The sequence below is a fragment of the Paenibacillus sp. FSL R5-0744 genome (assembly GCF_037972555.1).
Classification (GTDB): domain Bacteria; phylum Bacillota; class Bacilli; order Paenibacillales; family Paenibacillaceae; genus Paenibacillus_AQ.
Window position 1 is genome coordinate 6536191 of sequence record NZ_CP150228.1, and the last position, 14051, is coordinate 6550241.

Here is a 14051-nt window from a genome sequence, read left to right on the forward strand (position 1 = left end):
CTAAAAATTAGGGTAATGCCTTGATTTCCCACCAAATCAGATGAATTTTAGGGATATTTTCCCTAATTTTAAATCTAATGACCAGTAATCTTAGAATTTCAGGGGGAAATTCCCTAATTGTTGTATTGGTGTTTTACTCAAACCATCATTTGAAACTTCAATTAACCTTCAACGCAAAAAAAGGGTCGTACCCAAGTAGCTAAAACTACTTTGAGACGGCACCCTCTTCTTTGGTTAGGTCAATGTACATAGAGACTTCACGCACGTCTCACTCTACTCCTCCGCCCTAGGATGGCGGGATACTAACCTCACCAGATCGAGTGTTAAGATCGGCAATGCTATAGAAGCCGGATAAGCCAAATAACGAGGTTCCCACTCCGGGCTGAATTTTTCTTTATAGCGGCGAAGTCCGACAAAGCCGTACCAATGCCCCCCTCTTTTAAATACGAGATGGGCCAGCTTCTCCTCTTTCAAGGCCCCAGCATTCTCACCCACACTGGACAGCGGGGCATTACCTAGATTGAATCGATGATATCCCTTAGATTTCGCCCATTCTAGCAAACGAACAAATAAATAATCCATCGTTCCGTTCGGCACATTCTTTCGATGGCGCATCAAATCAATCGATAAGGTCATACCCTGATCATACCCGTGTGCAATCGAAGCAAATGCCAGTATCGTCCCTTGGGCATTCCGCAGGAGCACGATTGGAGCCAGCTGTAGATAGACCTCGTTAAACCAACCCAGCGAATACCCTTTTTCGGTGCGCCCATTCAACCATTCGTTTGAAACGGATCGCAGCTCTCGTAGCAAATCTTCAGCGTGCGGTGCTTCTACAACTTCGAAGGCATAGCCTTCCCGTTCAAAACGGTTGCATACGCTTCGCAAATCACTGTTCTTTTTGCCACTGAGCGTAAAGGTATCGAGCGTTACTAATGCCTCTTCCCCCAGCTTAAAAAAGCGATATCCCTGCTCATGATAGATCGATAAGAAATCAGGTGTGGCCTGATAAAAAACTACGACCAGACCGTACTTATCTGCAGCTTGTCTAAATTCACTGATTGCCTCATTCATGAGACTTCTCTCTCCCAATGGATCACCAAGGACTACAAGCTTATCCCTAACCCTAGCGAAAGCGAGCAACACCTTGCCTTCTTGCGCCCAGAAGAAGCTTTTATCACCCAAAAACAGCATATGAGTTAGGGCATTGCCTTGAACTTCACCTAGGAAGTTTTTCAGCCTTGCCATATCAAAATTTCCGAATAACTCCTCCGGTTTACGATGGGGTCTAAGGGTGATCAGCAAAGTAAGAATGATCCAAGAGAAAGCTAGTCCCCCTACGGCTGTAAAAGCAACATGACTATGCCGCTGTAGCCACTCTGGCTCTACACCGGGCGGGAGATGCTTTAGAAATCCACGATGGACATGGCTGCCCAATAGATAATAGCTTAGGGCAATTACTGAAGTAAGCGCAAGCCACCAAATCGTACTCTGTCTGCTTACGGGAGCACTGATCCGGTAGAACCGAGATCTGGAGATCCACAGAATGAGTGCAACGAGGAGCAGAAACAGCGCCTCTTCATAATCAAAGCCTTTAGCCACCGCAAACACAGACCCGGAAAATAATAAAATGCTGGTCCAGATGTACGCGCTACGAATCCGTAATGTAATGCCTCTCGACAACAAAATGAGCATAAAGCCAATAAGTACAGATAAATGATGTGAGAGCTGCATGATCGAGAATGACAATATTTCCTCTGTAATCTTCAGTCTGTACAACAATCCGGGCGTAGCTGTTGATAGTAAGAGAATAAGCCCGCTAGCTAGTACAAGCTTGCCTAGAGCCCACACACCAAGATCGCTCAGAAAGGTATACTGACCCGGCCAACCCCAAATCCTCTGCCAAATGTTAAGAGCGGGTTCGAACCCTGGAGCTGAACGATCTTGACCCTTTTTTCCCTGCAGACCAAATTCCAGTGCCGCCAGCACCAATCCGATCAGCCATGGAATGAGATAATAGAACAATCTAAAAATAACAAGCACTGCCATGGCCTGATCACTTTTAAATCCAAGCTGCGTAAGACCCAACAATGCAATAAGGTCAAAAGCACCGATACCACCAGGCGCCATACTCAAGATGCCTGCGATGGCAGCAATCGTAAAGATGCCGAATATGACTGGAAAGTGTACCTCGTGCAAAAGATGACTACTGATTGTCCAAAACGTTACGCCAGCAAAACTCCATTCCAGAAAGGAGGCACCCACAGAGGCAACTACTGTAAGCCAGGGTGTTCTACCTTGTCCCCGGTTAATCCACTTTGCATAAAGAGCAGAGCGCTGTACAAACACAAAAAACGGCAAATAAAGCGCCATCCCCCATACCGCAAATACTAACCAATGATGCTCTTCCAGCAATGCCGTTGCCGGGAGTAAACCAAAAATATTTGCCCAAGAAAGTAAAGATAATCCGGTAATCATGAGTGGTGATAAAAATACGATTGCCGGCGTTAGGACGGAAGTTGACACTCCGCTTTTTTTGTACATCAACGTCCTTAAACCCACTCCAGCCAGACCTGCAAAACCAATTAAATTATTAAATGTATTAGCTATCCAAGCATAACGGAAGGTGTCCCACAGCCCTACTTTCAAACGAAAATGTGCTCGTATCAAATAATCATAAGCACTCATTACAGCTACTGCGAGAAGTGCAAATCCGATCATTTGCAAAACGGCAGATGTAGGCACTCTTCTTAGCTCACGCATAATAAGTCCTAAATGAACCTGCTTCAGCTCATGTTGCCCCTCCCAATACACCAGCGCTATGATAGCTACTGGAAAGAGAGCTCTCACCGCCCGAATCCGATAGATGGTTAAGAACAGCCTTACAATTTTGAATCTTTCTAATGTTTGTTGTTTTGATTGCATTAGGCCACCTACCCTTACCGCCGACACACGTTGTGCTAGACAATTTTTACAACCATTTCATTATAACAATTATTGGAATAAAAAACCCATGATAATCAACACCTACTACATTAGACTGCCAGCACAACCCTAATCCCTGCAATAGTTAAAAAATGTTAGTGAAATTCTATTTGCCTAAAGAACATTGAGACTGTAGTTTACACATAAAATTGCACAACAAAAAGGACATCCCTCACGGCAAAGGATGTCCTCTCTGTTATGTAGCACGGGTTTAACTAGCGTTTATACTCGAATATCAAATCTGCCTTTACTATCCGTTGTTGCGGTAGCTATCTCTTGCGGACTTGCTGCAGCAAGCGTATTGTTCGCAGGTTTGGCAGGTGCCTCTACAACACTGCTAGCAGAGGAAGCACTGCTCTGAGACTTCTGCGAGATTTGTGCCTCGATGGTCTTAATCTGTTGCTCAATTTGCTTCGTTTTCGTTTCCTTGGTCTTGTCATCGTCTGAGCTGGCATTAATCTTGTCCAGTTCTGCTTCCAGTTTCGCTTTTTGTTTCTCAAGCGTACTGGTATCTGTAGTGCTAGATGTCGAGGTAGTATACGATGTGGAACCTGAGACTGCTGATATACTCATGGTTATCCCTCCCTTCCTTACCTCCAATATAATCCTTTTGCAAGTAAGGAACGTTAAGACCCGCTGAAAGTTTGCTGAAAGTACTACTTGCCAGGTTACAATGCTAGACTGCTAGGAGTTTGCTTTTCCTCGTCTAACAAGCAGCACATAAGATAGAATCGAGAGAATTCCCGTACATGCCATCACAATCGCCATCGGAAGAGCGGACTCAACGCCCCCAAGACCCACAAGTGGCGCTACACAGCTACCTAGCAACAGGGGGATTAATCCGATTAATGCCGAGGCACTGCCTGCAGTTTCACCTTGATCTTGCATCGCCAGTGAGAAGCTGGTCGCTCCGACAATCCCTACACTGGAGACAACCGCAAATAGACAGATCAGAATAGGGATCAATCCTCCTCCTACTAGAACCGTCAGCAGTAGCAAGATGCCCCCCATCGTACAGAGCAATAGTCCACTGAGTAACAGCTTAGTCTCACTTACCTTTCCAGCAAGTCTACCGGCAATTTGGCCAGTAATAATAATCCCAATCCCATTCACTGCAAAGATCAGACTATATACCTGCGGGGTAACCGCAAAAATATTTTGCAATACAAAAGAAGAACCTGAGATATACGCGAACATAGATGCCGTAACGAAACCTTGAGACAAGGCATAACCCACAAACTTACGATTGCCCAGCAATACCCGGAAGGTAAGCAGTGTACCCTTCAGCCCACTCTTAGAGCGTCGCTCCTTCGGCAGCGTCTCCGGCAAGCGCAATAAAATAGTTAAACAAAAAATAATTCCGGCAGCAAATAATACGAGGAATATCCCTTGCCATGTAGTCACCCTTAACAGCTGGCCCCCAATAACTGGAGCTAATATCGGTCCGAGACCATTCACAATCATCAATAGTGAGAAGAACTTCGTGAGTTCAGAGCCACTATATAAATCACGAACAGCCGCTCTAGAGACAACCACCCCCACTGAACCAGCAAGACCTTGAATAAACCGCAAAACGATCAGCAGTCCAATCGAAGGACTAAAAGCACATAGCACTGAGGAAACGGCGTAGATGAACATACCTATAAGCAGCGGACGACGGCGGCCATATACATCACTCAGCGGTCCAGCGACCAACTGACCTGAAGCAAGCCCCAGCAAAAAGAAGGTCAGACTAAGCTGCACTAAAGCAGCGGTCGTACCGAAATCCGCGACAAGCGTAGGCAGTGCCGGCAAATACATATCAATCGACAACGGGCCGATTGTTGTAATGGAGCCGAGAATCACAGCCAGCTGTAATCTCTGCTTCCGTGAAGGTCCATCTGCGGCAAGCTTATTACCATTTTGAATTCCAATCATAATCCTTACTTCAACCTTTCTAAAGCAACCCTTGGGCCTTTTTTTGTATTCTTCATACTAACGTAAAGGAAGTGAATTGATCAATCCTTTTATGGAGGGTTATAGGTGCCTGTATAACAAGAATAACCGCCATTCGGCGGTTATTCTGATTGTTTTATGCATTTGTAGATGTGCTGCGCATTTGCAACCAATCTCTAGCGGCTTCAGCCTCAGCAACACTCAGGCGATGACCTTGGTTCCCCCAGTGTGTTGTAACCTCTGCGCCTGCCTTCTGTAAAATAATCTCCAAATCCTCAGTCTCCGAGGATGCGATAAGCGGATCATTTGTGCCTGCTCCGATGAAGATAGATACTCCTTCCAGCGAAGGAAGCGTAATATTCCGAAGCGGTACCATCGGATGCAGTAGAATTGCAGCGCGGAAAACATCCTTATAATGGAACAGCAGGCTGCCCGCAATGTTCGCACCATTAGAGTAACCCACGGCTACCAGATTGTTGGCATCGAAGCCGTATTGTGCTGCGGCTTCATCCAGAAACTGCTTGATCTCGTGAGTACGGAAGATTAGATCTGCTTCATCGAATACCCCTTCGGCTAACCGTCGGAAGAACCGCGGCATACCATTCTCCAGCACATTCCCTCTGATGCCCAGCACCGATGAATCAGGAGATAACAACCCGGCAAGCGGCAGCAAGTCCTGCTCATTGCCTCCAGTACCGTGAAATAATACAAGCGTGGGTTTCGTTACATCTTTACCTTTATGGAATACATGAATCATCCCTGCTTCACCTCAATTTCTCTTATTTGAAAAGGACTTAAATTTTCTTCGATAGCCGCACGATGCGGTTCATACCAAGATGGCAGCATCAGCTTTTCACCCAGCGCATCCACCGCTTCATCACGAGCAAAGCCCGGAGGGTCCGTAGCAATCTCGAACAGGATTCCACCTCTTTCACGGAAATAAATCGCATTAAAGTATTGGCGGTCTTGAACCGGTGTCGGATGATGCCCATGATTCTGCACTTGAAGCCCCCATTCCTGCTGCTCAGCGTCATCTTGTGCACGCCAAGCGATATGGTGAACGGTGCCCGTACCTCCTGCTCCTTGCGGAACCGGTGTTGTCTTCAGATCAATAATATTACCCAAATCGCCAGTAGTTCTATATCGACTATACCCGTCTCCATCAGCGATATGCTTCATTCCCATTGTATCGACAAGCGTTTCTGCAGTTTGCGACGGATTGTTGCTGTAGAGCACAGCGCCGCCGAACCCTTTGATAGCATGCCCCGTGGGAACTCCACCGAAAGACCACTTGCTAAGCGGTCCTTCCTCACGTTCCACGAGTTCAATGCGCAAACCGTCATAATCAGCAAAGGAGAGATAAGATTCCGAGATTCTATGCTTAAGAGTAACCGGAATTTGATATGCCGCAAGACGCTGTTCCCAGAATGTCAGAGAGCCCACTGGTACTGCGTAAGTCGTTACGCCAACTTGCCCACTGCCAATTCTGCCTTTACGCCCGGTAGGTGAAGGAAAAAAGGTAATAATCGTTCCCGGAGCACCTACTTCATTCCCAAAATATAAATGATAAACTTCAGGAGCGTCAAAATTAATCGTCTTCTTCACAAGCCGTAGTCCTAGAATACCGGCGTAGAAGTCAACGTTACGCTGAGCATCTCCAACAAAAGCGGTAATATGATGGATTCCTGCAGTTTGAAGTGTCATAATGATAAACCCCCTTCTTAGTTAAAAATCAATGCATCCAGAGAAATCGAACCTGGCCCTGTAAGTGCTATACCTGCAGCGACTACCAGTACCGTAAGCGGAAACTCAATTCCGTTCGAAGTAGACCAGAAGCCATTTGGAGCGTGAACCTTAATGATAGCCCCCAGCATAGTGGCAACAATCAACACCGCTGCAACAGGCGTCAGAAGGCCTGCCGCGAACATGAATCCGCCTACCAGCTCCATTAGTCCTGCTAATACCGCCATAGTAACCCCCGGTTTAATACCGATGGATTCCATCCAGCCACCTGTACCCTTCGGGCCGTAACCACCAAACCATCCAAACAACTTTTGGGCACCATGCCCTATAAACGCAATCCCGATCACTAATCTCATCAATAATATTCCTACACTTATCATTGTTAATCCACTCCAATTTTCTTTGATTTAATTATCTTAACATTAAGATATATGATAAAATTTTTTGTCTTACAGCGGTAAGAAGCAGCGAGCTGCTTCCGACCTTACAGAAGCGCCCTACATAACGATCTTCCAGCGCTCCTACACACCTTTGCCTAGCTTCTTCAGTAATTCAATCGCCTGACCCTTCTCATCCTTATCCAGTCCACGCATCAAATCATGAATCGAAGCCACATGACGCGGGAAAATCTTATCGAACAGCTCACGCCCTGCATCCGTAATCTCCGCATAGGTCACGCGTCTGTCCTCACTACACGGCACACGTTTCAGCAGACCTTTCTTCTCCAGCTTGTCGATATTATAGGTAATGCTTCCACTCGTAACGAGAATCTTCTCCCCGATCTGTTGTAGTGGAATACGGGTCCGGTGATACAGCACCTCAAGCACCATGAACTCGGCAGATGCCAGCCCATAACTCTTCATATCCTTCACAGCTTGATCCATCAAGCTTCTGTAAGCCTTAGATAATACAACAAATAACTTTAAAGAAGACGCCTGATCCATCTCCGTAGTATTCTCTGTATTACGAACATTCTCTTCGGTATTACTCATCATTCCCACCTCCAGTTTGACAGCGATGTTGTTCAATATAAAGCAAATGTCTTTACATTAAATATCTTTAAGTTAAGATAACTATACTTCCTCACGCTACCTTTGTCAACCTCGCCACTCCAAAAAGATAACATAAGGTGCTTAACGAGCTGTTAATGTTCTTTCTACGACTTTTTAAGAGCGTGATGAAAATCACTCTAAGTTTGACCTGACCCTTAAAACGGCGTATTCTTGTCTTTACGAATGACTATTTAGTAAGCGATTTCACATCTCTCAAAGGAGGCAACCTGATGGTGGAGGAACAAGCTGGTACGCGGCGCGTGCTGATCGTAACAGCCGTAGCCGCAGAGCGAGACGCGGTCCTGCGCGGCCTAAAAGGCAGCGACAGGTTCCATGTGATTGCTGCCGGCGCAGGTACGGCAGCAGCGGCGGCGGGAACCGCCGCGGCACTCGCAGCCGGATCTTACGGCTGCGTAATCAGCGCCGGGATCGGCGGTGGATTCCCGGGGGTGGCACCTTTAGGCTCGCTGGTCGTTGCCAGCGAGATGATTGCCGCCGACCTCGGGGCCGAGACGCCGGAGGGCTTTCGCAGCGCTGCCGAGCTTGGCTTCGGCAGCGTGTCCGTGCCGGCTGACCGCGGCACGGTACAGGCAGTTTCGGCCGCGCTGGCAGCGGCCGGACTGACCGTAAGCACGGGGACCGTGCTTACGGTCTCGACGGCGACCGGCACCGCGGAGACGTCCGCCGCCCTCATCGCGCGGCATCCCGGTGCCGTCGCGGAAGCGATGGAAGGCCACGGAGTTGCCGTGGCCGCTGAGGCGCTGGGGCTCCCGGTACTGGAGCTCCGCGCCATCTCGAACCCGGTCGGTCCCCGCGACCGGGCCGCCTGGAAGATCGGCGATGCAATGGAAGCATTAACGGCGGCAGCCGCTATACTATTGGAGGTGCTGTAATGACAACTGAGCTTAATATCGCTTTTTCCCCTTGCCCTAACGATACCTTTGTATTCCATGCCTGGGCACACGGGCTTGTCCCGAATGCACCACAACTTAATGTAACCTATGCCGACATTGATATTACCAACACGCTTGCTGCTAATGGAGAGGGACCTGAAGTCCTTAAAATCTCCTATGCCGCTCTACCTTGGGTTCTTGAGCGCTACAAATTGCTGCCATGCGGCGGCGCACTGGGTCGTGGCTGCGGGCCGTTGCTTCTTACAGCAAGTGGCCCAACCGCGATTAAACGTCCCGAGAAGCTAGCCGGACGCCGAATTGCCGTACCTAGCGAACGTTCTACCGCTTATCTGCTCTTCAGATTATGGGCAGCACAGCATATAACGGGAGGGATTGGCGAAATCGTCGTCATGCCTTTCGATGAGATCATGCCTGCCGTACGCGATGGACATATCGACGCTGGACTGGTAATTCACGAAGCCCGTTTTACTTACGCATCTTATGGTCTTAATATGCTGACTGACCTGGGCAGCTGGTGGGAAAGCGATACCGGACTGCCGATTCCACTCGGCGCGATCATTGCTCGCCGCGATCTGGATGCCGATGCCATCACTGGCTGGATTCGCAGCTCTCTACAATATGCGTGGGATCATCCTACCGACTCTAGAGATTATGTGCTTAGCCACGCTCAAGAGCTGGCTCCAGAAGTGGCTAAATCACACATTGATCTCTATGTGAACGACTTCTCGATGAATCTAGGCGATGACGGCTACGCTGCAATCACCTCCTTACTAAATCGTGCTGCAGCAGAAGGACTTGTACCTGCCATCGATCCTGCATTACTTCGGTAGCATTTGCTAGACGTTCTTAGCGCACTTTAAAACTAGACATAACCCACAATCCCCGGTACACCATAAGGTGTTCTCCGGGGATTTTTGTTTAAAATATAAGAAAGTATAAGTTTCACACCATACTTTATGTCTTATATTTCTCGCTTAAACACTTGCCGTCCTTATAAGGACGCCGAAGGCATTTATGCTTGTTCTGAGTAACATTCCCCGCGATTGCTTCGATCCATTATTTGGCATGGCGAAGCGATGGCTATACAATAGACCTATAAATAGGTTCTATGAAGGAGGATCACATGATACCTGAAAACAATAGCAAACAAAACATCGATCGATTTCTCGGCTTTCAAGAGGACTATGACCGCTACCGTCCTGAAGCTCCTGCCATGATCATCAAGCTGCTGACCGACTACTTAGGCAGCACACCTTCAGTCGTCGCAGATATAGGCTGCGGCACGGGCTTGTCTACTTTTCTGTGGAAGGATGTCGCGGACAACGTAATTGGCATTGAACCGAATCCAGATATGCTGGGAAAAGCAATCGATAAATTAAGCCGGATAGAAGATCCTCAATCCATCACTTTTGTACAAGGTTATTCTAACCAGCTTCCACTTGCAGCGGACAGCGTAGACATAGTGACCTGCTCACAGTCATTCCACTGGATGGATCCTGAAAGCACACTTCGAGAAATCTCCCGGGTCTTGAGAACAGGTGGTGTCTTCGCCGCCTACGATTGCGACTGGCCTTTAGCCCTTCAACAGAATGTTGAAGAACGTTACAATCAACTGATTTCCAAAACAGAAGAATTGCTTGCTTCACTCTTACCTGATACGGAGAGAGCACATAAATGGGATAAAGAAGGGCATTTGTCACGGATGAAGGCTAGTGGGGCCTTCTCTTTTGCAAGAGAAATCGTATTTCATAATCTAGAGCTCTGCGATGCGCAGCGTTATATTGGCTTAACCCTAAGTCAGGGAGGCGTACAAACGATAATGAAACTCGACGCCACCTTGCTTGAGCAAGATATTGCCGACTACACCTCAGTGGTTGAACACCATTTTCAAGGACGCACCTTAGAGGTACTGATCAGCTACCGAATGAGAATTGGCATCAAATAATTTCCGCCCTTAAGCGCAAAGAACGCCCCGATTTTCCTTATTTAGAAGGAAGGTCGGAGCGTTTTCTTATTTTATTTGACTTCTTCCATGAACAAATTTAGGTTCTCAACGATTTCCTTAGATCTGGAATGGTGTAAATAATGTCCGCCTTCGAATGTCATCACTTTTCCATGCACAGATTCCTTAACTTGCCCTTCATGCAGAGGAATCCAATCTTTCACGGTTGTATTATTCGCTTGTATAAAGAATATAATGGGAAGGTTCTTGTCGAATTTCAACCCTCTGGCTGCGACAAAGTTAGGATATATATGTTCCATTTCATTTAAGGTAGTGGAATTATTCATATTTTTGAGCGATATCAATTTCATTTGTTTTTTGGTCTCATCATCAAATGGCAGTCCATCATAAGGGTCACCGCTTAATTGCAATCCCAATCTAATGATACCTGAGTCTTTAAGCAGCTTTAATTTTTTTATCGGGAATTTAACATCCATACCGCCTTGCTCAGGAACACTACTATCAACCCCTACAAATGCACTCACTTCGTTTGGATATTTCTTCGCATATTCCAATCCGTAAATACCTCCAATGGAGTGACCCATTAGAATATATTGGTCAATGTTTAAATTCTGTACGGCTTCATGAACCTCACTTATGATATTCGCTGTAGTTCGTTCCTTATCGGTCTCATCACTTAATCCATAACCAAACGGCTCAACCGCGACCACTTTGTAAAATGGTGATAACTCATCAATCAACGGCTTAAAATCAAGTGCTGGCGCTCCAGTTCCAAAGCCCGGGATAAGCACAATAGTCTGCTCCCCTTGTCCTTGGATCAAAACATTCATACTTTTTCCGTCAACAGGAACTAACTGACCATATTGATGTATTTTTTTCTGATCTGTTTTGTTGCTAATCACATTAACTGTATAAACAACGGCTAGAAAAAGCACGATCAAAATTACTATTGCTCCTAATATTTTTAGCAACAAGTTACGTACTTTATGTTTCTTCTTTACATTCTCCGTTTTTATTACATCTGTTTGTGTCACCCTCATCTTCTCCTGTTCTAATCTGTTTCTAAAGTCGCCCTAACGTTTGCGCTAATGAGAGCTTAACCAAAGAAGATGTACTCCTAATGACGACAACATGAACGGAATATGAACAGGTGAAAAAAAACTCCGGTATCACACGCAAGGAGGTTTGCATGTAACGCCGGAGCATGAAGAATAGCCCTTGCCCTTGCAATCAAATTTAAGCTGTCGGTGTTGTGATAGGTAAAGTCACGATGAAAGTCGTTCCGGTTCCAGGTTCACTTTCCACTCGAATGTCACCTTGATGAAGCGAGACGATCTGTTTGACAATCGCCAGTCCCATTCCGCTACCGCCATACTTGCGACTGTGAGAACGATCTGCCTTGAAGAATCGTTCAAATATACGTTCTTGGTCCTCGGGAGAAATACCAATGCCAGTGTCGGATATTCGGACGATTACATTGTCCAAATCTTGTTTGATGCTGACGTTAATCACACTGTCATCCTTGGAGAACTTGATGCTATTTCCAAGGAGATTCGTCCACACCTGACTTAACAGGTCATGGTCAGCCCATACAATTACTGATTTCAAATCAAGTTCAAAACTAATGTTGCGTGCCGACCATTGGGGCTGTATCGCCACGATTACACGTCTGATCTGTTCGTCAAGACTGAACGTGATAAGCCGCAGTTGTTGGGATTGCGATTCAAGCAAGCTCAGCTTTAACAAACTATCGCTCATCTTGGACATCCGCTCAGCTTCAGCAATAATAATGTCGAGATAACGATTCCGTTCATCCTCTGTGAGGGCTACTTTCTTGAGCGCAATAGCATAACCAGATATCGAGGTAAGCGGAGACTGAACCTCATGCGACACATTCGTTACGAACTCCCTACGCATTTGCTCAAGGTGCTGCAGATCGTGCATCATTTCCTCGAAGCTATTAGCCAAGGTACCTAACTCACCCATCTGCTTAATATTCAATTCGACATTAAAATCCCCAGTTGCTATACGCCTAGTTGCCTTTGTAAGCCTTTTGATCGGTCTCACTAAGAACATAGAAGCGACCAGTATCAATACGCTTCCCGTTATTAACGAATACGCCAAAAAATTAAATAGCAGATTCCTCGTAGAAGACAAAGTTGGAGGCACAATCGGCTCCACAAACATCGCCTTCGTTCCCATTTCAGTTTTCAAAGGTAGTCCTAAGAGGTTGGAAGAACCTATACTCGGTTTAACTTGAACAGCTTCACCAGCCAATACTTTCTTCAGTTGCTCCCTAGTCACGGTAACAGGGCTCTCTCCATTAAGCACTCCGTAAGACTCAAACTGACCATTCTCATCGTAAATTCGAATATGGTAGGAATCAAGCTGCTTCATTCCACTTATAAGAACATCCGCTTCACGTGATGGTAAGGTTTCGTATATCCGGGCGATGTCCTGACCAAAGCGAAGTAAGGGAATTCGCAGGTTTTCGTTTAATTTATCTTGAAATACCCAGGTTGTCACAAATAGAGAAATCAGTGTGCCTCCGATCACGGAGACAAGAAAGGTCAGAACAACACGTGTATATAACGATTTGATCATTCATATACCTCAAGCCGGTACCCAAGTCCACGGACCGTCTCAATGCGAAAATCAGGTGTAGACGCGAACCGTTCGCGCAGACGTTTGATATGCACATCTATCGTTCGATCGTCTCCAGCGTAATCAATCCCCCAAATCTGATCGATTAACTGCTCCCGCGTATAGACTTGTCCGGGTGTTCCAGCGAGCTTATACAGCAATTCGAACTCCTTGAGTGGCAACGTGAATGACTCTGTTCCTCTCATCACCTTGTAGGTTTGCCGATCAAGGACGACGTTGCCGAACTGGATCGTCTGAGTGGAACCAATCTTGTATCGCTTCAATAAGGATCTAACACGAACCGTCAACTCCAGCGGATCGAATGGCTTCGTCAAATAATCGTCTGTCCCCAGTTCGAAGCCCTTCACCTTCTCCCAGGTTTCACCTCTCGCAGTTAGCATAAGTAAGGGAAGATCCGGATTGGCTTTTCGGAGCTCTTTACATAACGTCCACCCATCCATAACCGGCATCATGATATCGAGTACAACAAGATCAACCTGCTTTGAGGCATAAACGGCTAACGCTTCTTTGCCGTCTGCAGCTTCGGCTGTGTCAAATCCGTCGTTACGTAGAAATAAACAGACGAGTTCGCGAATGTTCGCATCGTCGTCAGCAACTAGTATAGTAGGCATTCGTACCCTCTTTTCCTGTTATCCATCCTAGCCATTATACTACAATATACTTCCAGCCAAGAAGGAACGCCTTCGGCATCATTTAAAGGGTGATGATCGTTTCACGAAAGCGCAAAACTTATACTTTCTTATCTTTCAAAAAAGAGCGTCTAACACGGTAATCCGCATGTAGACGCTCTTGAAG

At 46.5% G+C, this 14051-nt stretch carries 13 protein-coding genes; 3 read left to right on the forward strand and 10 right to left on the reverse strand.

Annotated elements, in window-relative coordinates:
* Nucleotides 1-273 precede the first annotated feature (273 nt).
* The 7 genes from mprF to MKY19_RS28975 form a co-directional block, all read right to left on the reverse strand.
* A complete protein-coding gene (gene mprF / locus MKY19_RS28945) occupies nucleotides 274-2925 on the reverse strand; it encodes a bifunctional lysylphosphatidylglycerol flippase/synthetase MprF (protein WP_339799295.1) in 2652 nt (883 codons plus the stop codon).
* A gap of 282 nt (nucleotides 2926-3207) precedes the next feature.
* On the reverse strand, nucleotides 3208-3558 hold the full coding sequence (locus MKY19_RS28950) for a FlxA-like family protein (protein WP_042192675.1): 351 nt from the start codon (nucleotides 3556-3558) through the stop codon (nucleotides 3208-3210).
* 111 nt (nucleotides 3559-3669) lie between these two features.
* Complete coding sequence (locus tag MKY19_RS28955; protein ID WP_339799298.1) at nucleotides 3670-4902, reverse strand: multidrug effflux MFS transporter; 1233 nt, start codon at nucleotides 4900-4902, stop codon at nucleotides 3670-3672.
* 154 nt (nucleotides 4903-5056) lie between these two features.
* Nucleotides 5057-5677, reverse strand: a complete 621-nt coding sequence (locus MKY19_RS28960) for an alpha/beta hydrolase (RefSeq protein ID WP_339799300.1) — start codon at nucleotides 5675-5677, stop codon at nucleotides 5057-5059.
* Entirely contained in the window at nucleotides 5674-6624 is a 951-nt protein-coding gene (locus MKY19_RS28965; RefSeq protein WP_339243904.1) for a ring-cleaving dioxygenase, read from the reverse strand. The genes MKY19_RS28960 and MKY19_RS28965 overlap by 4 nt, the downstream gene beginning before the upstream one ends.
* Nucleotides 6625-6641: 17 nt before the next feature.
* A complete protein-coding gene (locus MKY19_RS28970) occupies nucleotides 6642-7043 on the reverse strand; it encodes a DoxX family protein (RefSeq protein ID WP_042192683.1) in 402 nt (133 codons plus the stop codon).
* Nucleotides 7044-7184: 141 nt separating this feature from the next.
* Nucleotides 7185-7658 (reverse strand): MarR family transcriptional regulator, encoded by a 474-nt coding sequence (locus tag MKY19_RS28975; protein ID WP_076284899.1) that lies wholly within the window; start codon nucleotides 7656-7658, stop codon nucleotides 7185-7187.
* A gap of 287 nt (nucleotides 7659-7945) precedes the next feature.
* Between MKY19_RS28975 and MKY19_RS28980 the strand changes: the two genes are divergently transcribed.
* The 3 genes from MKY19_RS28980 (at nucleotide 7946) to MKY19_RS28990 (ending at nucleotide 10574) form a co-directional block, all read left to right on the forward strand.
* On the forward strand, nucleotides 7946-8608 hold the full coding sequence (locus MKY19_RS28980) for a futalosine hydrolase (RefSeq protein ID WP_339799303.1): 663 nt from the start codon (nucleotides 7946-7948) through the stop codon (nucleotides 8606-8608).
* Nucleotides 8608-9459, forward strand: coding sequence for a 1,4-dihydroxy-6-naphthoate synthase (locus tag MKY19_RS28985; RefSeq protein ID WP_042192692.1), 852 nt, complete (start codon nucleotides 8608-8610; stop codon nucleotides 9457-9459). The genes MKY19_RS28980 and MKY19_RS28985 overlap by 1 nt, the downstream gene beginning before the upstream one ends.
* 293 nt (nucleotides 9460-9752) lie before the next feature.
* On the forward strand, nucleotides 9753-10574 hold the full coding sequence (locus MKY19_RS28990) for a class I SAM-dependent methyltransferase (RefSeq protein ID WP_339799305.1): 822 nt from the start codon (nucleotides 9753-9755) through the stop codon (nucleotides 10572-10574).
* A 71-nt stretch (nucleotides 10575-10645) separates the two neighbouring features.
* On the opposite strand, the gene MKY19_RS28995 is transcribed toward MKY19_RS28990, so the two are convergent.
* From MKY19_RS28995 to MKY19_RS29005, 3 genes are all read right to left on the reverse strand, one after another.
* Complete coding sequence (locus tag MKY19_RS28995; RefSeq protein ID WP_339267743.1) at nucleotides 10646-11626, reverse strand: alpha/beta hydrolase; 981 nt, start codon at nucleotides 11624-11626, stop codon at nucleotides 10646-10648.
* 202 nt (nucleotides 11627-11828) lie between these two features.
* On the reverse strand, nucleotides 11829-13196 hold the full coding sequence (locus MKY19_RS29000) for a HAMP domain-containing sensor histidine kinase (protein ID WP_339267745.1): 1368 nt from the start codon (nucleotides 13194-13196) through the stop codon (nucleotides 11829-11831).
* Nucleotides 13193-13867, reverse strand: a complete 675-nt coding sequence (locus tag MKY19_RS29005; protein ID WP_339267747.1) for a response regulator transcription factor — start codon at nucleotides 13865-13867, stop codon at nucleotides 13193-13195. Before MKY19_RS29005 ends, MKY19_RS29000 begins: the two co-directional genes overlap by 4 nt.
* Between the last annotated feature and the right edge of the window lie 184 nt (nucleotides 13868-14051).